The 22,491-nt window shown below is 67.7% G+C and carries 24 protein-coding genes and 1 pseudogene; 21 read left to right on the forward strand and 4 right to left on the reverse strand.

All coding sequences use genetic code 11. The features are described from left to right. Nucleotides 1–1,077: glycoside hydrolase family 27 protein (locus AC1DSO_RS14680; protein WP_477069518.1), on the forward strand; the 1,077-nt coding region annotated here is incomplete at its 5' end. Here AC1DSO_RS14680 and AC1DSO_RS14685 read toward each other — a convergent pair. Then, entirely contained in the window at nucleotides 1,074–2,303 is a 1,230-nt protein-coding gene (locus AC1DSO_RS14685) for an ROK family transcriptional regulator (protein ID WP_477069519.1), read from the reverse strand. The two genes, AC1DSO_RS14680 and AC1DSO_RS14685, sit on opposite strands and share 4 nt — an antisense overlap. 192 nt (nucleotides 2,304–2,495) lie before the next feature. On the opposite strand from AC1DSO_RS14685, the gene murJ reads away from it, so the two are divergent. From murJ to AC1DSO_RS14705, 4 genes and pseudogenes are all read left to right on the forward strand, one after another. Beyond that, on the forward strand, nucleotides 2,496–4,133 hold the full coding sequence (gene murJ / locus AC1DSO_RS14690) for a murein biosynthesis integral membrane protein MurJ (RefSeq protein WP_477069520.1): 1,638 nt from the start codon (nucleotides 2,496–2,498) through the stop codon (nucleotides 4,131–4,133). 43 nt (nucleotides 4,134–4,176) lie between these two features. Further along, the gene (trpS, locus tag AC1DSO_RS14695; RefSeq protein WP_477069521.1) at nucleotides 4,177–5,223 is read left to right on the forward strand and encodes a tryptophan--tRNA ligase; all 1,047 of its coding nucleotides are present in this window, start codon (nucleotides 4,177–4,179) and stop codon (nucleotides 5,221–5,223) included. A gap of 31 nt (nucleotides 5,224–5,254) precedes the next feature. Next, on the forward strand, nucleotides 5,255–5,746 hold the full coding sequence (locus AC1DSO_RS14700) for a universal stress protein (RefSeq protein WP_477069522.1): 492 nt from the start codon (nucleotides 5,255–5,257) through the stop codon (nucleotides 5,744–5,746). Beyond that, nucleotides 5,721–5,952 (forward strand): annotated as a pseudogene (locus AC1DSO_RS14705) (hypothetical protein). Before AC1DSO_RS14700 ends, AC1DSO_RS14705 begins: the two are co-directional and overlap by 26 nt. Here AC1DSO_RS14705 and AC1DSO_RS14710 read toward each other — a convergent pair. Further along, a complete protein-coding gene (locus AC1DSO_RS14710) occupies nucleotides 5,913–7,181 on the reverse strand; it encodes a cytochrome P450 (RefSeq protein WP_477069523.1) in 1,269 nt (422 codons plus the stop codon). The pseudogene AC1DSO_RS14705 and the gene AC1DSO_RS14710 sit on opposite strands and share 40 nt — an antisense overlap. A gap of 122 nt (nucleotides 7,182–7,303) precedes the next feature. Here AC1DSO_RS14710 and AC1DSO_RS14715 point away from each other — a divergent pair, with 122 nt between their 5' ends. From AC1DSO_RS14715 to trmB, 14 genes are all read left to right on the forward strand, one after another. Beyond that, nucleotides 7,304–7,879 carry a NifU family protein gene (locus AC1DSO_RS14715; protein ID WP_047413785.1) on the forward strand — a complete coding sequence of 192 codons (576 nt, stop codon included), beginning with the start codon at nucleotides 7,304–7,306 and terminating at the stop codon, nucleotides 7,877–7,879. Between the two features lie 117 nt (nucleotides 7,880–7,996). Continuing rightward, on the forward strand, nucleotides 7,997–8,584 hold the full coding sequence (locus AC1DSO_RS14720) for a malonic semialdehyde reductase (RefSeq protein ID WP_477069524.1): 588 nt from the start codon (nucleotides 7,997–7,999) through the stop codon (nucleotides 8,582–8,584). 98 nt (nucleotides 8,585–8,682) lie between these two features. Next, a complete protein-coding gene (locus AC1DSO_RS14725) occupies nucleotides 8,683–9,324 on the forward strand; it encodes a DUF1131 family protein (RefSeq protein ID WP_477069525.1) in 642 nt (213 codons plus the stop codon). A 3-nt stretch (nucleotides 9,325–9,327) separates the two neighbouring features. Then, the gene (gene tsaB, locus AC1DSO_RS14730) at nucleotides 9,328–9,963 is read left to right on the forward strand and encodes a tRNA (adenosine(37)-N6)-threonylcarbamoyltransferase complex dimerization subunit type 1 TsaB (protein ID WP_477069526.1); all 636 of its coding nucleotides are present in this window, start codon (nucleotides 9,328–9,330) and stop codon (nucleotides 9,961–9,963) included. Then, nucleotides 9,960–10,412 (forward strand): ribosomal protein S18-alanine N-acetyltransferase, encoded by a 453-nt coding sequence (gene rimI, locus AC1DSO_RS14735; RefSeq protein ID WP_477069527.1) that lies wholly within the window; start codon nucleotides 9,960–9,962, stop codon nucleotides 10,410–10,412. The genes tsaB and rimI overlap by 4 nt, the downstream gene beginning before the upstream one ends. Nucleotides 10,413–10,457: 45 nt before the next feature. Further along, the gene (locus AC1DSO_RS14740; RefSeq protein WP_047413780.1) at nucleotides 10,458–10,865 is read left to right on the forward strand and encodes a Fur family transcriptional regulator; all 408 of its coding nucleotides are present in this window, start codon (nucleotides 10,458–10,460) and stop codon (nucleotides 10,863–10,865) included. A 161-nt stretch (nucleotides 10,866–11,026) separates the two neighbouring features. Next, nucleotides 11,027–12,379, forward strand: coding sequence for a tRNA (N6-isopentenyl adenosine(37)-C2)-methylthiotransferase MiaB (gene miaB, locus AC1DSO_RS14745; protein ID WP_477069528.1), 1,353 nt, complete (start codon nucleotides 11,027–11,029; stop codon nucleotides 12,377–12,379). After that, complete coding sequence (locus AC1DSO_RS14750; protein WP_477069529.1) at nucleotides 12,376–13,320, forward strand: PhoH family protein; 945 nt, start codon at nucleotides 12,376–12,378, stop codon at nucleotides 13,318–13,320. The genes miaB and AC1DSO_RS14750 overlap by 4 nt, the downstream gene beginning before the upstream one ends. 22 nt (nucleotides 13,321–13,342) lie before the next feature. Beyond that, the gene (gene ybeY / locus AC1DSO_RS14755; protein WP_477069556.1) at nucleotides 13,343–13,798 is read left to right on the forward strand and encodes an rRNA maturation RNase YbeY; all 456 of its coding nucleotides are present in this window, start codon (nucleotides 13,343–13,345) and stop codon (nucleotides 13,796–13,798) included. Between the two features lie 8 nt (nucleotides 13,799–13,806). After that, nucleotides 13,807–14,736 (forward strand): hemolysin family protein, encoded by a 930-nt coding sequence (locus AC1DSO_RS14760; RefSeq protein ID WP_477069530.1) that lies wholly within the window; start codon nucleotides 13,807–13,809, stop codon nucleotides 14,734–14,736. Next, a complete protein-coding gene (gene lnt, locus AC1DSO_RS14765; RefSeq protein WP_477069531.1) occupies nucleotides 14,733–16,292 on the forward strand; it encodes an apolipoprotein N-acyltransferase in 1,560 nt (519 codons plus the stop codon). The genes AC1DSO_RS14760 and lnt overlap by 4 nt, the downstream gene beginning before the upstream one ends. A gap of 61 nt (nucleotides 16,293–16,353) precedes the next feature. Continuing rightward, on the forward strand, nucleotides 16,354–16,788 hold the full coding sequence (locus AC1DSO_RS14770; RefSeq protein ID WP_477069532.1) for a helix-turn-helix domain-containing protein: 435 nt from the start codon (nucleotides 16,354–16,356) through the stop codon (nucleotides 16,786–16,788). A gap of 119 nt (nucleotides 16,789–16,907) precedes the next feature. Further along, nucleotides 16,908–18,131, forward strand: a complete 1,224-nt coding sequence (metK, locus tag AC1DSO_RS14775; RefSeq protein ID WP_477069533.1) for a methionine adenosyltransferase — start codon at nucleotides 16,908–16,910, stop codon at nucleotides 18,129–18,131. Between the two features lie 91 nt (nucleotides 18,132–18,222). Further along, on the forward strand, nucleotides 18,223–18,903 hold the full coding sequence (gene trmB / locus AC1DSO_RS14780; RefSeq protein WP_477069534.1) for a tRNA (guanosine(46)-N7)-methyltransferase TrmB: 681 nt from the start codon (nucleotides 18,223–18,225) through the stop codon (nucleotides 18,901–18,903). A 3-nt stretch (nucleotides 18,904–18,906) separates the two neighbouring features. Here the strand turns inward: trmB and AC1DSO_RS14785 are convergent, their stop codons facing one another. Next, on the reverse strand, nucleotides 18,907–19,317 hold the full coding sequence (locus AC1DSO_RS14785) for a DUF5990 family protein (protein ID WP_477069535.1): 411 nt from the start codon (nucleotides 19,315–19,317) through the stop codon (nucleotides 18,907–18,909). A 65-nt stretch (nucleotides 19,318–19,382) separates the two neighbouring features. Continuing rightward, on the reverse strand, nucleotides 19,383–19,916 hold the full coding sequence (gene ppa, locus AC1DSO_RS14790) for an inorganic diphosphatase (protein WP_047413770.1): 534 nt from the start codon (nucleotides 19,914–19,916) through the stop codon (nucleotides 19,383–19,385). 250 nt (nucleotides 19,917–20,166) lie between these two features. Between ppa and rimP the strand changes: the two genes are divergently transcribed. Both rimP and nusA read left to right on the forward strand, forming a co-directional pair. After that, a complete protein-coding gene (gene rimP, locus AC1DSO_RS14795) occupies nucleotides 20,167–20,742 on the forward strand; it encodes a ribosome maturation factor RimP (RefSeq protein WP_477069536.1) in 576 nt (191 codons plus the stop codon). A gap of 2 nt (nucleotides 20,743–20,744) precedes the next feature. Then, nucleotides 20,745–22,457 (forward strand): transcription termination factor NusA, encoded by a 1,713-nt coding sequence (nusA, locus tag AC1DSO_RS14800; protein WP_477069537.1) that lies wholly within the window; start codon nucleotides 20,745–20,747, stop codon nucleotides 22,455–22,457. Nucleotides 22,458–22,491 lie beyond the last annotated feature (34 nt).

Below are 22,491 nucleotides of genomic sequence, written 5' to 3' on the forward strand. Positions count from 1 at the left end.
CCGATGGGCTGGAACAGCTGGAACAAGTTCGCCTGCAACATCGACGAGGCCACCGTGCGCCGCGTCGCCGACGCCATGGCCTCCAACGGCATGAAGGACGCTGGCTACCAATACGTGGTGATCGACGACTGCTGGCATGGCCCGCGCGACGCCGGCGGCTTCATCACCCACGACGCCAAGCGCTTTCCCGGCGGCATCAAGGCGCTGTCCGACTATGTGCACGCCAAGGGGCTGAAGTTCGGCMTCTATTCCGACGCCGGCCGGCAGACCTGCGGCGGTCGGCCCGGCAGCCAGGGCCACGAGTTTCAGGACGCCAAGACCTACGCCGACTGGGGTGTCGACTATCTGAAGTACGACTGGTGCGCGACGGGCACGCGCAACGCCGAGGAAGCCTACACCCTGATGGCCGACGCGCTGCGCGAGACCGGCCGCGACATCGTCTTTTCCATGTGTGAGTGGGGCACAGCCAAGCCGTGGCTGTGGGCCAGCAAGGTCGGCAACCTGTGGCGCACCACCGGCGACATCACCGACAAATGGGACGGTAAGCATGACTACGCGCTCGGTATCCTGCCGATCCTCGACGCCAACGAGCCGCTGCATCCGTTCGCCGGCCCCGGCCATTGGAACGACCCCGACATGCTGGAGGTCGGCAACGGCGGCCTGACGACCACCGAATACCGCTCGCACTTCAGCCTGTGGTCGCTGATGGCCGCGCCGCTGATCGCCGGCAACGACATCGCCCACATGGACCAGGCCACGCGCGACATCCTGCTCAACAAGGGGGTCATCGCCGTCAATCAGGACAGGCTCGGCGTCCAAGGCCGGCGGGTTCGCGACGACGGTGATCTGGAGGTGTGGTCCAAGCCGCTGGCCGACGGCGGCCGCGCGGTGATCCTGTTCAACCGCGGCGCCGAGGCCAAGTCGATCGCCGTCGACTGGACCGAGCTGGGCTATCCCGCCAGCCTGAAGGCGCGGGTTCGCGACCTGTGGGCCGGTAAGGACCTGGGGCCGATGAAGGGACGCTTCACCGCCACCGCGCCGTCGCACGGGGTGGTGATGGTCAGGATCGCGCCTTAACCGCTGTTTCCGCTTTCCTGGACCAGGCCGGTCTTCCAGAGCGCCGAGCGCGAGGGCAGGTGGCGGGCGATGATCGGCAGGATCGCCGCGCCCATGGCCGGTGCGTCGGCCGACAGGGCCGCGCGGCGCGCGCGGGCCATGGTCAGGGCCAGGCGGCGGTCGGCGAGCTTGGCGTTCACCGCCTCGGCCAGCCGGTCRATCAAGGCCTCGGGCAGGCGGCCGCCGATGAACACTGCCTGCGGATCGATCAGGCAGCTGATCGACACCAGCGGGTCGCACAGGCGCTCGGCGGCCACGTCCAGCCAGGCGTCGATCCGGGCGCGATCTTTGGGCGGCAGGCCGGCGAGGTCGGCGGGATCGGCCGGGGCCAAGGCGCCCAGATGTTCGTTCAGGGCCGAGAGCGAGACGAAGTCTTCCAAGGTCGTCGCGCCATCGGGGGAGACGGGCAGGAATCCCAGCTCGCCGCTCCGCCCGTGAGCGCCGCGGAAGTACTCGCCGTCGATCACCAGGCCGCCGCCCAGGCCCGAGCTGATCAGCATGTAGAAGAAGCTGCTGGCGCGCATGCCGTGGCCGAAATGCAGCTCGCCCAGGGCCGCCGCCGCCGCGTCGTTTTCCAGCATCACTGGCCAGTCGTGCGACCGCGAGAGCAGGGCGCGGACGTCGACGGCGTTCCAGGCGTCGTAGGCGGCCGGGCGGTGGGGCAGGTCAGCCTTGGCCAGGTCGTCGGGCAGGGCCACGCCGACCCCGACGATGCGATCGGCCGCGACGCCCTTCAGCTTGCGGAAGGCCTTGCAGTGCTGGTCGAAGAAGGCGGCCACGTCCTCGGGGCCCAGAAACGCGACTTCCCGCGTTGCCCGCGCCCGCACCCGACCGGCCAGGTCGAGCAGCACGATCGTGACATGGTCGCGGTCGATGTTCAGCCCGATCGAATAGCAGCCGTCGGGATTGACCGCGAAGGTCATGGCGGGCTGGCCACGGTTGCCGTGCAGCTTGCCGGCCTGGACGATCAGGCCCTCTTCGAGCAGGCGGTTGGTGATGTTGGTGACGGCCGGGACGGTCAGGCCGGTATAGGCGGCGACCTCCAGCTTGGTCTTGGCCAGGCCTACGCGGATCGACTGCAACGCCACGCGTTGATTGTAGTCGCCCGCTCGCTCGATATTGGTGCCCGACAAGCTGGCGCGATCATTCTGCGTATCGCGTGACTGGCGGCCTGTCGCATGGGGCATGGTCGCTTCTCCGTATACTGGAGGCGTTAGCATCTGGGCGGCCGATAAGAAAACTGGATTTGTTTTCGTTTCGGCGCGAACCGGCCATTCACTCATCACACCCTGGGAAGGGCCCTCGGCGGCTGGTGGCGAAAGCGCGCCGGGGCGGGCGGCGCCCTTGACGCTCCGGCTCGGAACCCCCAGAAGCCCAGCGTGACCGACACCGTCCCCCCCGCCCCCGTCGAAGAGATTCCGCCCGCGCCGAAGAAGGCCGGGGGTCTTCTCAAGTCGTCGATGATCTATTCCGGCCTGACCTTGATCAGCCGGTTCATGGGCTTCGCGCGGGACCTGGCGGTGTCGTACCGGATGGGGGCCAGCGCCACGCCGGCCGCCGACGCCTACAATGCGGCCCTGGCCTTTCCGAACCTGTTCCGCCGGTTCTTCGCCGAGGGCGCCTTCGCGGCCGCCTTCGTACCGGCCTACGCCAAGTCGCTGCAGCGCGACGGCGAGGAGAAGGCCGACATCCTGGCCGGCGACGCCATGGCCACCCTGGCGGCCTCGACCATCATCATCACCGTGATCTGCCAGCTGGCCATGCCGTGGCTGATGATGCTGATCAGCCCGGGTTTCGGCTGGGGCACCGAGAAATACAAGCTGGCGGTGCTGCTGACCCAGATCACCATGCCCTATCTGCCGTGCATGGCCATCGTCGCCCACCTGTCGGGGGTGCTGAACGCCCGCGACCGCTTCATCCTGTCGGCCGGCGCGCCGATCCTGCTGAACATCTTCACCCTGGCGTTCATCCTGCCGCAGACCAGCGCCATCGGCGCGGCCCAGTGGGGCTCGGCCGGGGTGGTCGTGGCGGGCGTCGCCCAGGCGGCTCTGCTGACCTGGGGCGTCAACAAGTCGGGGGCCAAGGTCCACTGGCGGCTGCCGCGCCTGACCCCGGAAGTGCGCGAGCTGATCGGCAAGGCCATCCCCGGGGCCCTGGCGGCCAGCGCCACCCAGGTCAACATCTTCATCTCGGGCAACCTGGCCAGTCACGTGCCCGGCGGCCGTTCGTGGTTGGCCACCGCCGACCGCTTGTACCAGCTGCCCTTGGGCCTGGTGGGCGTGGCGATCGGCGTCGCCCTGTTGCCGCGCCTGTCGCGGGCCGTGCACTCGGGCGACCGCGACGACGCCCAGAGCGCCATGGACCAGGCCATCACCCTGGCCATGGCCTTCACCCTGCCGGCCGCCGCGGCCCTGATCGCCATGCCGGGCTTCCTGTCGGACGGTCTCTACACCCGCGGCCAGTTCACCGCCTTCGACGCCAGCCAGACGGCGTCGGCCCTGTTCTTCTACGGCCTCGGCACCCCGGCCTTCGTGCTGCAGCAACTCTATTCGCGGGCCTTTTTCGCGCGCGGCGACACCAAGAGCCCGATGCGCTTCGCCATCGTCTCGGTGGTCGTGAACATCGCCCTGGGCGTGCTGCTGTTCAACCTGGTGGGGGTGAAGGGCATCGCCGCCGCCACGGCCGTGGCCTCTTGGGCCAATGTCGGCCAGATGGCCTGGGGCCTGTCGCGGAAGGGCCACTACGGGCCCTCGGGCCAGACCTGGTCGCGCCTGATCCGTATCGCCCTGGCCAGCCTGGGCATGGGCCTGCTGCTGGTCGCCGCCTCGCACTGGCGCGAGCTGATCGAGGCGCCGCTGCGCGGGATCGGCCTGACCGGTCACACGATCGGCGCCAAGGAGTTCGCCCTGGCCCTGACCTGCCTGGCCGGCGCGGCGCTGTATCCGCCGCTGCTGTTCCTGTTCGGCGGGGTCAAGCCGGCCGAGCTGAAGGCGGCCCTGCGGCGCGGCAAGGCTTGATGTAGCCTTGCTCTCGCCGGATGGCGGCGCTAACCAGCGGGCCATGACCGACCAAGTTCCAGCCGCTTATGCGGGCCCCGCCCGCGTGCTCTCGGGCGTCCAGCCCTCCGGCGCCCTGCACCTGGGCAACTATCTCGGCGCGCTGGTGAAGTTCGCCCGCCTGCAGCACGAGATCGACACCTTCATCTTCGTGGCCGACCTCCACGCCATCACCGTGTGGCAGGAGCCGGCGGCCCTGGCCCAGCAGACCCGCGAGATCGCGGCCGCCTACATCGCCTCGGGCCTGGACCCGGACAAGGCGACGATCTTCCCGCAATCGGCGGTGCGCGAGCACGCCGAGCTGGCCTGGATCTTCCAATGCGTCGCCCGCCTCGGCTGGCTGGACCGCATGACCCAGTTCAAGGAAAAGAGCGGCAAGCACAAGGAGCGCAGCTCGGTGGGCCTCTACACCTATCCGGTGCTGCAGGCGGCCGACATCCTGGTCTACAAGGCCACCCACGTGCCGGTCGGCGAGGACCAGAAGCAGCACCTGGAGCTGACCCGCGACATCGCCGGCAAGTTCAACCATGACTTCGGAATCCCGGCGGGCCTCCCGGCCTTCTTCCCGCAGCCCGACCCGCTGATCCAGGGCCCGGGCGCTCGGGTCATGAGCTTGCGCGACGGTGCGGCCAAGATGAGCAAGTCCGACCCGTCGGACTATTCGCGCATCAACCTGACCGACGACGCCGACACCATCGCCACCAAGGTCAAGAAGGCCCGCACCGATCCGGAGCCGCTGCCCGAGACCCTGGACGAGCTGAGCGCCCGCGCCGAGGCCGACAACCTGGTCGGCATCTTCGCGGCCCTGGCCGGCCGGACCAAGGCCGAGGTGTTGGCCGAATACGCCGGCAAGGGCTTCGGGACCTTCAAGCCGGCCCTGGCCGAGCTGGCGGTTGAGAAGCTGGCCCCGGTCGGCGACAGGATGCGCGGCCTACTGGCCGATCCGGCCGAGCTGGACCGGATCCTGGCCAAGGGCGCGGCCAAGGCCTCCGAGGCCGCCGCCCCGACCCTGGCCGAGGTCAAGAAGCTGGTCGGCTTCTGGGGGGCTTGAGCCCGGTCTTGAGTTGGCGTCATCTCATCCGATGACTGACGCCGCTTCCGAAAGCCGCCGCAAGTTCCTGGTTGTCGCCGACGACAGCCCGGAGTTCGCGGCGGCGCTCAAATACGCCTGCCGTCGCGCCCGCTCGACCGGTGGTCACGTGGCGATGCTGAAGGTGATCGTCCCCGCGGAATTCGAGCACTGGAGCGGGGTGCGCGAGGAGATCGAGCGCCAGGAGCGCGAGGAAGCCGAGGCCCTGCTGCAGAGCCTGGCCGATCGGGTCGTCGCCGACACCGGCCTGGCGCCCGAGTTCATCATCAAGCACGCCGACGGCGTCCGCACGGCCTTGAAGGCGGTGGTGGCGGCCGATCCGACCATCAAGATCCTGATCCTGGCGACCTCGACGGCCGGGCGAGGCCCGGGTCCGCTGATCTCGGCCATCGCCAAGGAAGGCGTCGGGTTCTCGGGCCGCAAGCTGCCGGTGACCGTGGTGCCGGGGGATCTCACGGATGCGGAGATCGAGGAGTTGGCCTAGTTTCCTTCTCCCCTTGCGGGAGAAGGTGTCGCCGGAGGCGACGGATGAGGGGTCGCACAAACGAAAACCGCCGCGACGGCGGTGAAGCTGTCGCGGCGGTCCTGGTCTTCAACCCCTCACCCGACCCGCTTCGCGGGCCACCCTCTCCCGCAAGGGGAGAGGGAAATCAGGTGCGCTCGGGAATTCTGACCATCATCCGCTCGTAGCCCTTCACGAAGGTCGAGAAGACCCGCTTGGGCTCTTCCAGCACCWCGATGCGGGGGAAGCGCCTCAGCACCTCTTCCCAGACGATCTTCAGCTGCATTTCGGCCAGGCGGTTGCCGACGCAGCGGTGGATGCCGAAGCCGAACGACAGGTGGCGGCGGGCTTGCGGGCGGTCGATGATGAAGGCGTCGGCGTCCTCGATCACCGTGTCGTCGCGGTTGCCCGAGACGTACCACATCACGACCTTGTCGCCCTTCTTGATGGTCTTGCCGGCCAGCTCGTAGTCCTCCAGCGCCGTGCGGCGCATGTGGGCCAGCGGGGTCTGCCAGCGGATGATTTCCGAGACCATGTTCGGAATCAGGCTGTGATCGGCGCGCAGCTTGGTTTCCTCGGCCGGGTTCTTGCTCAGGGCATAGAGGCCGCCGGTGATCGAGTTGCGGGTCGTGTCGTTGCCGCCGACGATCAGCAGGAGGACGTTGCCCAGATATTCCATCGGCGGCATGTCGCGGGTGGCCTCGCCGTGGGCCAGCATCGAGATCAGGTCGCTGCCGGGCTCGGTCTGGTTGACCCGCTCGTTCCAGAGATTGGTGAAATAGCCCAGGCACTCCAGCAGTTCGGCCCGGCGGGCGTCCTCGCTCTCGACGATGCCGCTCTCGGGCGAGGCGGTGGCGACGTCCGACCAGCGGGTCAGCTTGCGGCGCTCCTCCCAGGGGAAGTCGAACAGGGTGGCCAGCATCTGGGTGGTCAGCTCGATCGAGACCCGGTCGACCCAGTCGAACGGCTCGTCGATCGGTAGCGCGTCGAGGATCTGACCGGCCCGCTCGCGGATGATCCCTTCCAGCTTGGCCAGGTTCTGCGGCGAGACGATCGGGCTGACCGTCTTGCGCTGGATGTCATGCTTGGGCGGGTCCATGGCGATGAACATCGGCAGGACGAAGTCCTCGTCGAAGTTCCGGATCGTGATGCCGCCCAGGTGCGCGTCGGACGAAAAGACCTGGTGGGTCGTGTCGACGGTCATGATGTCGTTGTAGCGGGTGATCGACCAGTACGGCCCGGTGTCCTCATCGCCCTGCGAATAGTGGACCGGGTCCTCGTTCCGCAGCCGCTCGAAATAGGGCCACATGGCGTCGGCCTGGAACAGGGCCGGATTGGCGACGTGGTAGTCCTCGAGAGGGATGGAATAGGCCGTGGCGCGCGCGGCCTCTTTCAGGTCAACACTACCATCGCTCATGGGATCCTCCCGCGGATCGTTGTTCTGCGGTCATCACGCCAGAAAATGACGCCTGTGTCACTTTCTTTGTGCGGCATTCGGCCGGTCTTGCATCGTGGTCTCGCGAGGTCCATTTCAAGCCCATGTTCATTCAGACCGAAACCACCCCGAACCCCGAGGTTCTGAAGTTCCTGCCCGGCCGCGAAGTGCTGGTGGAGGGCGCCCGCGAGTTTCGCACGGCCGAGGAGGGCGAGGTCTCGCCCCTGGCCAAGGCGCTGTTCGACCTGGGCGACGTGACGCGGGTGTTCTTCGGCCCCGACTTCCTGACGGTCACCAAGGGCGAGGACGCCCAGTGGCCGCACCTGAAGGCCCCGATCCTGGCGGCGATCATGGATCACTTCACCAGTGGCCGCCCGCTGCTGCTGGACGCCGAGCCCGGCGCCGGGGGCCATGACGACGACGGCGTCTACGACGAAGAGGCCAGCCAGATCGTCGCCGAGATCAAGGAACTGCTCGACACCCGCATCCGCCCGGCCGTGGCCCAGGACGGCGGCGACATCGTCTTCTCGAAGTTCGAGCCGCAGACCGGCGTGGTCTGGCTACATATGCGCGGCGCCTGCTCGGGCTGCCCGTCCTCGTCGGCGACCCTGAAGGCCGGCGTCGAGAACATGCTCAAGCACTATGTGCCGGAAGTGACGCGGGTCGAGCAGACGCTCTAGATCCGAACTTTTCTTCGGCCTGATCCAGTCCTAAGCACGAGGCGGATATTGCCCGCTCGTGCAGGGCGGCTATACTGTAACCATACAAGTTGCAAATAAGCCCGATAAGGACCGCTCATGGCCAAGCTCGAAGCGTCGACGCTCGCTCAACTGTTCACCGAGGCCCGGACCCGCAACGGCTGGAACCCCGAGCCCCTGCCAGAGAGCGTGCTGCACGAGCTGTACGCGCTGGTGAAGTTCGGCCCGACTGCCGCCAACTCGACCCCGGCCCGCTTCTATTTCCTGACCTCGGCCGAGGCCAAGGATCGCCTGGCCAAGCATTCGTCGAGCTCGAACGGCGTCAAGATCCGCCAGTCGCCGTGCACGGTGATCGTGGGCTACGACCTCGACTTCCCGCAGACCCTGCCGAAACTGTTCCCGCATTCGCCGGGCGCCAAGGACTGGTTCCCCGATCCGGTGGCCAAGGAATGGGGCGCGCTGCGCAACAGCTCGCTGCAAGGCGGCTATCTGATCATGGCCGCGCGGGCGCTCGGCCTGGACGTCGGGCCGATGTCGGGCTTCGACAACGCCGCCGTCGACGCGGAGTTCTTCGCGGGCACGAACATCAAGAGCAACTTCATCGTCTCGATCGGCCATGGGACGGAGGACAACCTGTTCCCGCGCCTGCCGCGCCTCGAGTTCGACGAGGCGGCGAAGATTCTGTGAGGTCTTGAGTTCCAAATAGCGTGTCATCCCGGGCCGGCTTCGCCGCCCGGGATGACAAGCATTTTGTGCATGGGATGCACATTGGCTAGAAGAGGGGCATGACTCTCCGCCACACCCTCCTCGCCCTGCCGCTCGTGCTGCTGGCCGCCTGCGGGCCGGCCAAGAAGGACGAGACTTCCGCGCCGCCGAGCGCCGAGACCGGAGCCAAGCCTCCCGTCACCGTCGCCATCGCGCCCTATGCCGGCGGCCCGCTGAAGATCAGCAGGGACGGGGTCGGCCCGATCAACGGCTCGACAGCGTTCGACCTCGCCACACTGAAGGCCCTGTTCCCCAAGGCCAAGGTCGAGAGCGCCTTCCTGCACGCCGGCCAGGGCCCGGCTCTGCCGATCATCAATGTCGAGCAGGGCAATGTCCCGCTGCTGGAGATCGGCAAGGGCGACGAGGGCCAGATCGCCTATGTCCGCGCCGCCGCCGGCGACGTGCGGGGCCCCAAGGACGAGCAGCTGCTGGCCAAGTGGGCCGACCTCGGCTTCACGGTCGACCAGTGCCGGGCCGGCGAGGGCCGCGAGGTCAACCAGACCATCTGCGTTCGTCCCGAGGCTCCGACGGTCTCCTACGTGTTCGGCGTCCCCGGCTGGGCGGGCCAGGGCCTTCCGCCGGAGGCGACCCTGAAGGCCAAGGGCCAGCTGAACGAGCTGGTCTGGCGTCCCGCCGAGGGCGCGGTCGTCGGCGCCGCCTGATCCATGATCCTGTCCATCGACACCTGCCTCGGGGCCAGCTCGGTCGCCGTGCTGGACGGCGAGCGCGTTTTAGCCGCGCGGAGCGAACCGATGACCCGCGGCCATCAGGAGCGCATCGGCGTCCTGGCGCGTGAAACCGCCGCCGAGGCGGGGGTGGCGTTCGCGGATCTCTCGCGGATCGGCGTCACGGTCGGTCCCGGTTCGTTCACCGGCCTGCGCGTCGGCTTGGCCTTCGCCAAGGGCTTGGCCACGGCGCTGTCGATCCCCTGCGTCGGCGTCAACACGTTGGAAAGCCTGGCGTTCGGGACCAAGGGCTTCGCCGCCGCCGTCATCGACGCGCGGATGAGCCAGGTCTATCTCCAGGTGTTCGCCGACGGCGTCTCGCTGATGGCCCCGGACGCCCTGGGCCTGGGCGAGGCCGCCGCGCGGCTGGCCGAGCTCTATTCCGGCGGACCGGCGACCCTGATCGGTTCGGGCGCGCCGCTGCTGGCCGAGGCCCTGCCCGGTGCGACGGTGCTGACCCCGGTTTCGGCCGATCCTGTCGCGGTCGCTCGCCTGGCCGCGGCCAAGCCCGCGCCGAGCCATTCGCCCCGGCCGCTGTATCTGCGCGCGCCCTATGCGACGTTGCCGGCGGCATGAACCTGCGTCCCGTTGGGCCCGAGGCCGCGTTCGATCTCGCCGATATCCACGACAAGGCCTTCGATCGCCCCTGGACGGCGCTGGAGTTCGACGAACTGCTGAAATCGCCCGGCGCCTTCGCGATCCTGGGCGAGGCGGGCGAGCCCCCCGAGGCCAAGGGTTTCATCCTGTGCCGCTCGATCGCTGGCGAGGCCGAGATCCTGACCGTCGCCGTCGATCCGGTCGCCCGCCGGCGCGGCTGGGGCGCGGCCCTGGTCGAGATCGCCGCCGGAATCGCCGCCGAGACCGAGTCCGAGGCGATGTTCCTGGAGGTCGCCGCCGACAATCTGGCGGCCATCGCCCTCTACCAATCGACCGGTTTCGCCAAGGTCGGGCTACGCAAGGGCTATTATCCCCACCCAGATGGCGCCAAGGACGCGCTTGTCATGCGGCGGGCGCTTAACACCTAGGGGCCGACCGCCTATCTTGCCCGCGACTCAGACGGAGGGTCCGCCGTGGATCGACTCGAAAAGGCCTGTATCGAAAAAGGCATGCGCATGACGGACCAGCGCCGCGTGATTGCGCGCGTGCTGTCGTCGGCCGAAGATCATCCGGACGTGGAAGAGCTGCACCGTCGCGCCCACGCCATCGACCCGCACATCTCGATCGCCACGGTCTACCGCACCGTCCGGCTGTTCGAGGAAAGCGGCATCATCGAGCGCCACGACTTCCGCGACGGCCGCTCGCGCTACGAAGAGACCCCGACCCACCATCACGATCACCTGATCGACATGAAGTCGGGCAAGGTCGTCGAGTTCGTGGACGAGGAGATCGAGGCCCTGCAGAACGCCATCGCCCGCAAGCTGGGCTACAAGCTGGTGGACCACCGGCTCGAGCTCTACGGCGTGCCGCTGGAGGATTAGGGCTACTTGCCCCCACCTGACCGCTTCGCGGTCGTCCGCCCCCGGGCGGGGGCGGAAGGTGATCCTCTTCCCCCTCCGGGGAGGAGCGCGAAGCGCGGAGGGGGCAAGTGTGGCCTTGTCACCCTTGCACAGCGGGGGCGGCGACCCCATAACCTCGCCGGATGAGCGAGACCCCGCAAAAGCGCCTCTTTATCAAGACCTACGGCTGTCAGATGAACGTCTATGACAGCGAGCGCATGGCCGATGTCCTGCGCCCGCTGGGCTATGGCGTGGTCGATGATCCCGAGGGCGCGGACCTGGTGGTGCTGAACACCTGCCACATCCGCGAGAAGGCGACCGAGAAGGTCTATTCCGAACTCGGCTACATCAAGCAGATGAAGGACCGGAAGGCCGAGGCGGGCGGTCGGATGACCATCGCCGTGGCCGGCTGCGTCGCCCAGGCCGAGGGCAAGGAAATCATGCATCGCCAGAAGGCGGTGGATCTGGTGGTCGGGCCGCAGGCCTATCACCAGCTGCCCGAGCTGATCGCCCGCGCCCACCGGGCGACCGGTGAGCGCCTGGCCGCCGATTTCGCGCCGGAAGAGAAGTTCGACGCCTTGCCGGCCGAGCGCCACGTGACGGGAGTCACCGCGTTCCTGACCGTGCAGGAGGGCTGCGACAAGTTCTGCACCTTCTGCGTGGTGCCCTATACGCGCGGCGGCGAGTGGTCGCGGCCCGTCAACGACATCGTCGACGAGGCCAAGCGCCTCGCCGATCAGGGCGTGCGCGAAGTCACCCTGCTAGGCCAGAACGTCAACGCCTACGACGGCGACGGTTCTACTTTGGCGAAGCTGGTTCGTCGGCTGGCGACCATCGATGGCCTGGACCGCATCCGCTACACGACCAGCCACCCGCGCGACATGGGCGACGATTTGATCGAGGCCCACGGCGAGCTGCCGGAGCTGATGCCCTATCTGCACCTGCCGGTGCAGGCGGGTAGCGACAAGATCCTCAAAGCCATGAACCGCGACCACACGGCCGAAAGCTATGTGAAGCTGATCGAGAAGATCCGCGCGGCGCGTCCGGACATCGCCATGAGCGGCGACTTCATCGTCGGTTTCCCCGGCGAGCGCGACGGTGACTTCGAAAAGACCCTGGACCTGGTCCGCGAGGTCGGCTTCGCCAGCGCCTTCTCGTTCAAATATTCGCGCCGCCCCGGCACGCCGGCCTCGGCCATGCCCGGCCAGGTCGATGAAGCGGTCAAGGCCGAGCGCCTGGAGCGCCTGAACCAGCTGCTGGACGAGCAGCAGCGCGCCTTCAACGCCAGCCAGGTCGGCAAGGTGCTGCCGGTGCTGTTCGAGAAGGCCGGCCGCCACCCTGGCCAGGTCGTGGGTCGCAGCCCATATCTGCAGGCCGTCCACTGTGAAGGTCCCGAAAGCCTGATCGGGACCATCGTCCCCGTCCGTATCGAGAGCGCCGCCAAGATGAGCCTGGGCGGTGTTCTGGAAGTTAGCCCTGTCTTGGAGACCGCTTGAGCCGCACCCCTGAGTTCCTGCCGCTGTCCGACGACGCGGTCCACGCCGTTTCCGGTCCCAGCGGCCGTCACGCCGCCCTGATCGAGGACGCCTTCAAGGTGCTGATCGAGACGCCGGGCGGCGGCGTCACCATCACCGGCGACGCCCGCGGGCGCACCGGCGCCAAGCGCGTGATCCAGTCCTTGGCCGACCGCGCCGACGCTGGCGAGGAAGTCGTCGAGGCCGACGCCCGCATCGCCATCGGCTCGGCCCACGAGACCGGGGGGCAGGCCTCGCCCCGCGCCGTCCGCAAGGGCAATGTCTCGCCCAAGACCAAGGGCCAGGCCCGCTACATGGAGGCCATGGCCACCCATCCGCTGAGCTTCGGTCTGGGTCCCGCCGGCACCGGCAAGACCTTCCTGGCCGTGGCCCATGGGGCCGGCATGCTGCTGCGCGGCGAGGTCGATCGCCTGATCGTCACCCGACCCGCCGTCGAGGCGGGCGAGAAGCTGGGCTTCCTGCCGGGCGACCTGAACGAGAAGGTCGACCCCTACATGGCCCCGGTCTGGGAGGCCCTGACCGACATCATGGGCGCCGACCAGCTGCGCCGCCGCCGTGAGAAGCTGGAGATCGAGGTCGCCCCGATCGCCTTCATGCGCGGCCGCACGCTCAGCCACGCCTTCGTCATCGTCGACGAGGCGCAGAACTGCTCGCGCCTGCAGATGAAGATGGTCCTGACCCGCCTGGGCGAAGGCGCGCGGATGGTGGTGACGGGCGATCCGACCCAGGTTGATTTGCTCAATCCGCGCGACTCGGGCCTGGCCCACGCCGTCTCGATCCTGGAAGGCGTCGAAGGGGTCGCGGTTTCGCGCTTCACCTCGGCCGACGTCGTGCGCCACCCGCTGGTCGAGCGCATCGTCAAGGCCTACGACGCTGACGCCGCGCAAAGCACCCCGCGATAGGCCGATGACCATAACCGTCGACATCGAGATCGAGGACGAGGCCTGGTCTACGGCCGCGCCGGACGCCGAGGCCCTGGTCTGGCGCGCGGCTCAGGCCGTGCTGGACGCGCACGAGGACGTCGAAGGCCAGGGGATCGTCATCCTGCTGACCGACGACGACAGCGTCCAGGCGCTGAACCGCGACTTCCGCCAGAAGGACTACGCGACCAACGTCCTGTCCTTTCCCTCGCCCCCCAATCCCGAGGGCCAGATCGGCGACATCGCCCTGGCCTACGGTGTCTGCGCCCGCGAGGCGGCTGAGCAGGGCAAGTCTCTGGACCACCACCTGCAACATCTGGTGGCGCACGGCGTGCTTCATCTCCTAGGATACGACCACGAGGGCGACGACGAGGCGGAAGCCATGGAAGCGCTCGAACGCGAGATCTTGGCGGGGCTGGATATTCCAGATCCCTATGCCAGCGACGAAGAGAGGCGCTGAACAGGGCCATGCCCAGCGACGAGCCTAGTCAACAGCCCGCCGTTCCAGCTCGTCGGAGCCGGGGCGTGCGGGCGTTCCTTCGCCATATGCGCAAGCGGCTGACGGCCGGTGGCGGCCAGCCCACGCGTCCGCCCGAACCGCCGGCTCCCAGCGGCGCCGTCGATATCGTCGATCAGGCCGAGGCCTTTCAGACCCTGCGGGTCGCCGACGTGATGACCCCGCGCGCCGACATCGTGGCCGTCGAGCTTTCTTCCCCCTTCGACGCGGTGATCGCCCAGTTCGCCGAGGCCGAGCACTCGCGGATGCCGATCTATCGCGAGACGCTCGACGATCCCGTCGGGGTCATCCACATCAAGGACATCTTCCGCCTGCTGTCGGACGACGCCAAGCGGCCCGCCGCCGACGATCTCGTCCTGCACAAGCTGCGTCGCGACGCGCTGTACGTGCCCGCCTCGATGAAGGCCGCCGACCTGCTGCTGCGCATGCGCACCAGCCGGATCCACATGGCGCTGGTCATCGACGAGTTCGGCGGCACCGACGGCCTGGTCTCGATGGAGGACCTGATCGAGGCGGTGGTCGGCGAGATCGACGACGAGCACGACGACGCGGCCTCGGCCTCGATCGTGGCTCGTCCCGGCGGCATATTCGACGCCGACGCCCGCGCGCCGCTGGAAGAGCTGGAGGCCGTCCTCGGCCGCGAGCTGGCGCCTTCGGACATGGAAGAGGACATCGACACCGTCGCGGGGCTCGTCGTGGCCTTGGCCGGCCGTGTGCCGCAACGAGGCGAGTTGATCGCCCATCCCGACGGCTACGAGTTCGAGGTGGTCGAGGCCGATCCGCGACGGGTGCGCCGGGTGCGGGTGCGCGGTGGTCCTTCGCGGCCGCAAACGCACCAGTCCGCGCCAGAGGGCGTCCCTGAGGGTATCGACGCCTCGTGAGCGCTTGGATCCGTTTCCGCGAACGGCCCTGGAGCGGTCCGGTCCTGGCGCTGGTCGCCGGTCTTGCCGCCGCCCTGGCCCATCCGCCGTTCGGCCTGCTGCCGGGCCTGCTGGGCTACGCCCTGCTGCTGCATCTGCTGGACGGGGCGAACGACGCCAAGCCGCTGCGCTCGGCCTTCTGGCGCGGCTGGCTGGCGGGCCTGGCCTATTTCGGGCTCGGCACCTGGTGGATCGGCGAGGCCTTCCTGGTCGACGCCGCCAACCAGGGCTGGATGGCCCCGTTCGCCGTCGCCGCCATGGCGGCGGGCCTGGCGCTGTTCTGGGGGCTGGCGGGTCTGCTCTATCGCCTCGTTCGCCCCGCGAGCGCCTGGCGGGTGCTGGCCTTCGCCGGCGCTTTCGCGGCGCTGGAGTGGGCGCGCGGCCACGTCCTGACCGGCTTTCCCTGGAACCTGCCAGGCGAGACCTGGCGGGCTGGGTCATGGCCCTCGCAGGCGGCCGCCCTGGTCGGCGCCTACGGTCTGACCTGGATCACCCTGGCGATCGCCGCCGCGCCGGCCGTATGGCGCGAGGGCAGGGGCGGGCGGATAGCGCTCGGCGCGGCCGTCGCCGGTCTCGTCGCCCTCTACGGCTATGGCGCGGTGGTCCAGTCGCGGCCGCTGGCCAACGGGCCGCCGACCTCGGTGCGCATCGTGCAGGCCGACATCCAGCAGGACGCCAAGTGGGACGCCGCGCGCTTCGCTCAGATCGTCCAGGCCTATGTCTCGCTGACCGCCAAGCCCTATGCGGGCAAGCCCGCCGACCTGGTGATCTGGCCGGAGGGCGCCCTGCCGGCGGCGATCGACGATTATCTCGCGCCGGGGACCTGGGTCCGACAGGCGATCCTCGACAGCCTGCAGCCCGGCCAGACCCTGCTGATTGGCGGCTATCGCTACGAAGGGCCGGTCGACAAGCCGACCTACTACAACAGCCTGATCGCCCTGCGCCGCACGGCGACCGACCTCCAGGTCGTCGGAGTCTATGACAAGCACCGGCTGGTGCCGTTCGGCGAATACCTGCCGGCCGAGGCATTCCTGACCAAGATCGGGTTCAAGAGCCTGGCCCATCTGGGAGACGGTTTCGCCACCGGCCCGCGGCCGGCGCCGCTGCGGGTTTCGCCCGACCTGCTGGTCCAGCCGTTGATCTGCTACGAAAGCCTGTTCCCGGGCCTGGCGCGGCGGGACAAGGACGTCCGGGTTCTGATCAACGTCTCGAACGACGCCTGGTTCGGCGTCACCTCGGGACCGCTGCAGCATCTGAACCTGGCCAGCTATCGCGCCATCGAAAGCGCCAAGCCGATCCTGCGCGCCACCCCGACCGGTGTCAGCGCTGTCATTGATGCGCGTGGTCGAATCATCCCCGGAGCCCGGCTGGATCTAGGACAAACTGGAGTCATCGACGCGGCTATACCGGGTAAGGGTGAGGTTACACCTTTCGACAACTTCGGTGACTTGGCGTTTCTGGCGCTTCTACTGATATCTGCGGTTGCGTCAGCTCGCCCGCGGGCAGGTAAAACCTAATCCTCTATTGCGTGCTTGAAAGACTTAGGCTGAATTAAAACCGCAATTTCAGCTATCAAGCGTGGGCATGAGCGAGCTGTCGGACACCGAACGCCACCCCAATCCCGTCGACTTGCATGTTGGCGCCCGCATCCGTATGCGCCGCAAGATCCTGGGCGTCAGTCAGGAGCGGCTCGCCGAGGACCTGGGCCTGACCTTTCAGCAGATCCAGAAGTATGAGCGCGGGGCCAACCGGGTCAGCGCCAGCAAGCTCTATGAGATCGCCAAGAGCCTGCAGTCGTCGGTCGGCTATTTCTTCGAGGGCCTGGCCGACACCACCGGTGACGGCATGGCCGAGGGCGGCGAGCCGTTCGTGCACGACTTCCTGATGACGTCGGAAGGCCTGGAGCTGGCGGGGCTGTTCCCGAGGATCACCCGCCCCAAGGTCCGTCGCCGGATCCTGGAGCTGGTTCGCTCGATGGCCGAGGAAGAGGTCGCGACCGCCGAGGCCGGCTGAAGCGGTTGATAGCTAACCTCGCCTTGCTCGCATAAACATATCTTTATATGGTTCCGGTCTAACTGGACGCCGAAGCGGGCGCATGCCCGCGCGCGTATTTCCAAGGCCGGAGCTGTCTCTTGAACCGTTCGTCCTACATCTTCACCAGCGAGAGCGTCTCCGAGGGCCATCCCGACAAGGTCGCCGACCGCATCAGCGACACCGTCGTCGACGCCTTCCTGGCGGTGGATCCCGAAGCCCGCGTGGCTTGCGAAACCCTGGTGACCACCAACCGCGTCGTGCTGGCCGGTGAGGTTCGCGCCGGCAAGCCGGATGGCGACAAGAAAGCCAACAAGCAGCTGACCAAGGACATCCTCGCCTCGCTCGAGCCCAAGGTTCGCGCGGCGATCAAGGACATCGGCTACGAGCAGAAGGGCTTCCACTGGCAGAAGGCGAAGTTCGCCAACTATCTGCACGGCCAGTCGGCGCACATCGCCCAGGGCGTGGACGCGACCGAGAAGAAGGACGAGGGCGCCGGCGACCAGGGCATCATGTTCGGCTACGCCAGCACCGAGACCCCGGAGCTGATGCCGGCCACCCTGCAGTACAGCCACAACATCCTGAAGCGCCTGGCCRAGCTGCGTCATAGCGGCGAGCTCTCCGAGCTGGAGCCCGACGCCAAGAGCCAGGTGACCCTGGAATACGACGGCAGCGGCCGCCCGGTCCGCGTCGTCTCGATCGTGGTGTCGCACCAGCACAAGAAGAAGATCGACGGCAAGGCCGCGACCTCCAAGCGCGTGCTGGACCTGATCAAGCCGCACATCCTGCCGGTGTTCCCGGACGGCCTGATCACCAAGAAGACCCAGTGGCTGGTCAATCCGACCGGCCGCTTCGAGATCGGCGGCCCCGACGGCGACGCCGGCGTCACCGGTCGCAAGATCATCGTCGACACCTATGGCGGCGCCGCGCCGCACGGCGGCGGCGCGTTCTCGGGCAAGGATCCGACCAAGGTCGACCGCTCGGCCGCCTATGCCTGCCGCTACCTGGCCAAGAACGTCGTCGCCGCGGGCCTGGCTGACCGCTGCACCATCCAGATCGCCTACGCCATCGGCGTGGCCCAGCCGGTCTCGTTCCACGTCGACCTGCACGGCACGGGCAAGGTCGATCCGGCCGTGCTGGAAAAGCTGCTGCCGCAGCTGATCGGCGGGGCCACGCCGCGCTCGATCCGCGAGCATCTGCAGCTGAACCGCCCGGTCTACGCCCGCACCGCCGCCTACGGCCACTTCGGCCGCACGCCGGACAACGAGGGCGGCTTCTCGTGGGAGAAGACCGACCTGGTCAGCGAGCTGAAGGGCCTGGCGTAAGCCTCACCCTCCGAACTTACGAAGCGGGCTCCGATCCAACCGGGTCGGAGCCCGTTTTCATTTCACGCCCAACCGACTAAGACGCCGCCCCATGACCTCCGCTCCCATTCCCCACGGACCGCTGCGCTCGTTCGGCCGCATCAAGTCGCGCCCGGTGAAGCCGCGCCAGCAGGCCCTGCTCGACACCCTGCTGCCCGAGATCAGCGTCCCGAACGGCCCATTCCAGCCACTGGACCTGATGCCGGACGCCAAGGCCGTGTGGCTGGAGATCGGTTTCGGCGGCGGCGAGCACATGGCCACCCAGGCCGGACGTCATCCCGAGGCCCTGGTCATCGGCGCCGAGCCGTTCGTGAACGGCGTAGCCAGCGCCGTCCGCCATGTCAAAGAGCAGGCGCTGAAGAACGTCCGCGTCCACGAGGGCGACGCCCGCGACGTCGTCGACTGGCTGCCCGACGCCTGCCTGGACCGGGTCTTCATCATGTTCCCCGATCCCTGGCACAAGGCGCGCCACAACAAGCGCCGCCTGATCCAGCCGGAATTCGTCGCCAAGCTGGCGCGGGTGATGAAGCCGGGCGCGGCGCTGCGGTTCGCCACCGACTGGGCCGACTACGGCGAATGGACCGCCGAGCGGGTGCTGGCCGATCCGAACTTCCGCTTCGCCCAGGCCGACGCCGACCGCAACGCGATCCCGGCCGACCACGTCACCACCCGCTACGAGGAAAAGAAGCTGGGCGACTGCGCCCCGGTGTTCTTGGATTTCGTCCGGATCTGAGCTTCAGGGTTTGACGGGTCGCCAGCCGGACAGCAGCGGCACGGTGGCGCAGGCGGGGCCGCCGTCGGCCGCGCGCCCCGCGATTGTCGCTTCCAGCACGGCGCCCGCCTCGGCGGCCGGCAGGTCGTGCAGATAGACCTTGATCCGCCGCGACCATTCCGTCTGGCAATCGCCAGCCTGTCGGCCCGAGGCGATATAGACGAACCGCCCGCGATCGTCGTTGCGCACGAAGCCGCCGCCGGGGCGAAGGCCGTCCGGCTTGGGTGTCAGAGTGATCGGAATATCGAAAGAAAGGTCGCCACTTTCGGCGCGGACCGGATCGACCGGCCGGCTCTTGGCGTCCTGCTTGGAAAAGACCACACCGGGCGGCGGGTCGGCCAGGATGATCCGCAAGGTGAGATCGATCCTGGCCATCGGAAGCCTTTCCAATCTGATCGGCGCGATCAGATTGGATAAAAAGGCTGACCAAGAAAAGAGCCTTAGTAGGTCTCGTTGTAGCGCTTGATCGCCGTGCGAATGATGTCGGCGGTCTCGTCCGGATCGGCCCAGCCGCTGATCTTGGTCGACTTGCCCTTTTCCAGATCCTTGTAGTGCTGGAAGAAGTGGGCGATCTGCTCGGTCAGGATGGTGGGCAGGTCACGCCAGCTGGTCACGCCCGTGTAGAACGGATGCAGCTTGTCGACCGGCACCGCCAGGATCTTTTCGTCCGAACCGGCCTCGTCGACCATCATCAGGGTGCCGATCGGGCGGCAGCGGATGATCGCGCCGGGCACCACCGGGGTCGGGCCCACGACCATGATGTCGGCGGGGTCGCCGTCGTCGGCCAGAGTGTGCGGGATGAAGCCGTAGTTGGCCGGGTAGAACATCGCGGTATGCAGGAAGCGATCGACCATCAGGGCGCCGCTTTCCTTGTCGATCTCGTACTTCACCGGCTCGCCGCCCTGCGGGATCTCGATGATGGCGTTCAGATCGTAAGGCGGGTTCACCCCGGTCGGAATCTTGGAGAGGTCCATTGTGACTCTTCGTCTTATGAGGTCCGCGGGGAGGCGGCCTGCGCGGACGGGCTTATAGGCTAAAATTGCTGCGGCGCGGAAGGGGCGAGCGTCGATGGAGTCGACAAGGTTTTCCAATTCGCCTATAAAGCGCTCCACATCGTCCGTTAGCGCTAGATGGCGCTTTCGAGCGGCGGCCCGAAAGGCTGCCGCTTTTTCTTTGGTCGCTTGGCGGGTTCGCCGGCGACCGTGATCGAGTTGAGAAAATACTTTGCGCGGCAAGACGCAAGAAGACCGTGATCTGATCGAGATGCTCGATCCCGTGGCCGAGACCGTCGGCTACGAAATCGTCCGCCTGCGCCTGATGGGCGGCGCCGAGCAGCGTCGCCTGCAGATCATGGCCGAACGCCCGCTGCAGGAAGACGGCAGCGGCGGCGACATGAATGTCGAGGACTGCGCCCGCCTGTCACGCGCCGTCTCCGAGATCCTGGACGCCGCCGATCCGATCACCGGCGAATATACGCTCGAGGTCTCCAGCCCCGGCATCGACCGGCCGCTGACCCGCCTGAAGGACTTCGACGACTATGCCGGCTTGGACGCCCGCATCGAGCTCGACCGCGTGGCCGAGGGCCGCAAGCGCTTCAAGGGCGAGCTGGCCGGGATCGAGGACGACCAGGTGGGCCTGAACATCGAGGGCGAGGACGACGTCACCGTCTACTTCCCCTTCGCCTGGATCATCGACGCCAAGCTCGTCATGACCGACACCCTGATGAAGCGGGGCGCCGAACAGCGCGCCGCTCGCATCCAATCCGACAACGACGACCTGTCCGAAAGTGAAGAGGACTGACCATGGCCATCGGCATCTCAGCCAACCGGCTCGAACTCCTGCAGATCGCCGACGCGGTCGCGCGTGAAAAGAGCATCGAGAAGGAAGTCGTCATCGAGGCCATCGAGGACGCCCTCCAGAAGGCCGCCCGCGCCCGCTACGGCGCCGAGCACGACATCCGCGTCAAGATCGACCCGCGTACGGGCGAAATGACGCAGAAGCGCGTGATCGAGGTCGTGGCCGACGACACCGAGCTGGAAGGCGAGATCGGCAAGATGCAGCTGTCGATCGCCAAGCGCACTTGGCGCGACGCCGAGATCGGCAAGGTCTACGAAGAATCCCTGCCGCCGTTCGAGATCGGCCGCGTCCAGACCCAGATGGCCCGCCAGGTCGTCATGCATAAGGTTCGCGAGGCCGAGCGCGAGCGTCAGTACGACGAGTACAAGGATCGCGTCGGCGAGATCGTCAACGGCAGCGTCAAGCGCGTCGAATACGGCAACGTCATCGTCGACCTGGGCCGTGGCGAAGGCATCATGCGCCGCGACCAGTCGATCCCGCGTGAGAACTTCAACGTCGGCGACCGCATCCGCGGCTATATCTACGACGTCCGTCGCGAGACCAAGGGCCCGCAGATCATGCTGAGCCGCGCGCACGGCGGCTTCATGGCCAAGCTGTTCGCCCAGGAAGTGCCGGAAGTCTACGACGGCGTCATCGAGATCCGCGCCGTGGCCCGCGACCCGGGTTCGCGCGCCAAGATGGCCGTCATCTCGAACGACAGCTCGATCGACCCGGTCGGCGCTTGCGTCGGCATGCGCGGTTCGCGCGTGCAGGCGGTCGTGGCCGAGCTGCAGGGCGAGAAGATCGACATCATCCAGTGGTCGGAAGACGAAGCCACCTTCATCGTCAACGCCCTGGCCCCCGCCGAAGTCTCCAAGGTCGTCATGGACGAGGAAGACGAGCGCGTCGAAGTCGTGGTGCCGGACGAGCAGCTGTCGCTGGCCATCGGCCGTCGCGGCCAGAACGTCCGCCTCGCCTCGCAGCTGACCGGCTGGCAGATCGACATCATGACCGAGAGCCAGGAGAGCGAGCGCCGCCAGAAGCAGTTCACCGAGACCACGGCCCTGTTCCAGGAAGCCCTGGACGTCGACGAGGTCATCGCCCAGCTGCTGGTCACCGAAGGCTTCGCCGCGGTGGAGGACGTCGCCTATGTCGAGCCGCACGAGATCGCCTCGATCGAGGGCTTCGACGACGAGACCGCCGAGGAGCTGCAGGCTCGCGCCCGCGAATTCCTCGACAAGGAAGCCGCCGCCCTGGACGCCAAGCGCGTGGAGCTGGGCGTGCAGGACGAGGTCCTGGCCATCGAGGGCGTGACCCTGACCATGGCCGTGGCCCTGGGCGAAGGCGACGTGAAGACCGTCGAGGATCTCGCGGGTCTGGTGCCCGACGACATGCGCGGCTGGTTCGAGACCAAGAACGGCGAGCGCGTGCGCGAACCGGGCATCCTGGAAAGCTTCAACCTGTCGCCGGAAGACGCCGAGGCGCTGATCATGCGCGCCCGGATCGTCATGGGCTGGGTCGAGGCGCCGCCGGAGCCGGAATACGAGCCGGAAGCCGAATACGAAGGTGACGTCGAAGGCGAAGTCGAAGGCGAAGCTGTCGCCGACGAAGCCGCCGGCGAAGAGATCGCCGCCGAAGAGGCCGTCGCCGAAGACGCCGCTCCGGAAGAAGAAGCCTAAGGGCCTTCGATCGATGCGTGACGGCCTCGCGGAG

This window comes from Caulobacter sp. P4_E5 (assembly GCF_056401555.1).

Bases quoted from the DNA above. Each gene is read 5' to 3' on its own strand.
- trpS (WP_477069521.1), top strand. From the start codon at position 4,177: ATGACCGACCAAGTTCCAGCCGCTTATGCGGGCCCCGCCCGCGTGCTC.
- AC1DSO_RS14700 (WP_477069522.1), top strand. From the start codon at position 5,255: ATGACTGACGCCGCTTCCGAAAGCCGCCGCAAGTTCCTGGTTGTCGCC.
- AC1DSO_RS14715 (WP_047413785.1), top strand. From the start codon at position 7,304: ATGTTCATTCAGACCGAAACCACCCCGAACCCCGAGGTTCTGAAGTTC.
- AC1DSO_RS14720 (WP_477069524.1), top strand. From the start codon at position 7,997: ATGGCCAAGCTCGAAGCGTCGACGCTCGCTCAACTGTTCACCGAGGCC.
- AC1DSO_RS14725 (WP_477069525.1), top strand. From the start codon at position 8,683: ATGACTCTCCGCCACACCCTCCTCGCCCTGCCGCTCGTGCTGCTGGCC.
- tsaB (WP_477069526.1), top strand. From the start codon at position 9,328: ATGATCCTGTCCATCGACACCTGCCTCGGGGCCAGCTCGGTCGCCGTG.
- rimI (WP_477069527.1), top strand. From the start codon at position 9,960: ATGAACCTGCGTCCCGTTGGGCCCGAGGCCGCGTTCGATCTCGCCGAT.
- miaB (WP_477069528.1), top strand. From the start codon at position 11,027: ATGAGCGAGACCCCGCAAAAGCGCCTCTTTATCAAGACCTACGGCTGT.
- AC1DSO_RS14760 (WP_477069530.1), top strand. From the start codon at position 13,807: ATGCCCAGCGACGAGCCTAGTCAACAGCCCGCCGTTCCAGCTCGTCGG.
- trmB (WP_477069534.1), top strand. From the start codon at position 18,223: ATGACCTCCGCTCCCATTCCCCACGGACCGCTGCGCTCGTTCGGCCGC.
- AC1DSO_RS14785 (WP_477069535.1), bottom strand. From the start codon at position 19,317: ATGGCCAGGATCGATCTCACCTTGCGGATCATCCTGGCCGACCCGCCG.
- ppa (WP_047413770.1), bottom strand. From the start codon at position 19,916: ATGGACCTCTCCAAGATTCCGACCGGGGTGAACCCGCCTTACGATCTG.
- nusA (WP_477069537.1), top strand. From the start codon at position 20,745: ATGGCCATCGGCATCTCAGCCAACCGGCTCGAACTCCTGCAGATCGCC.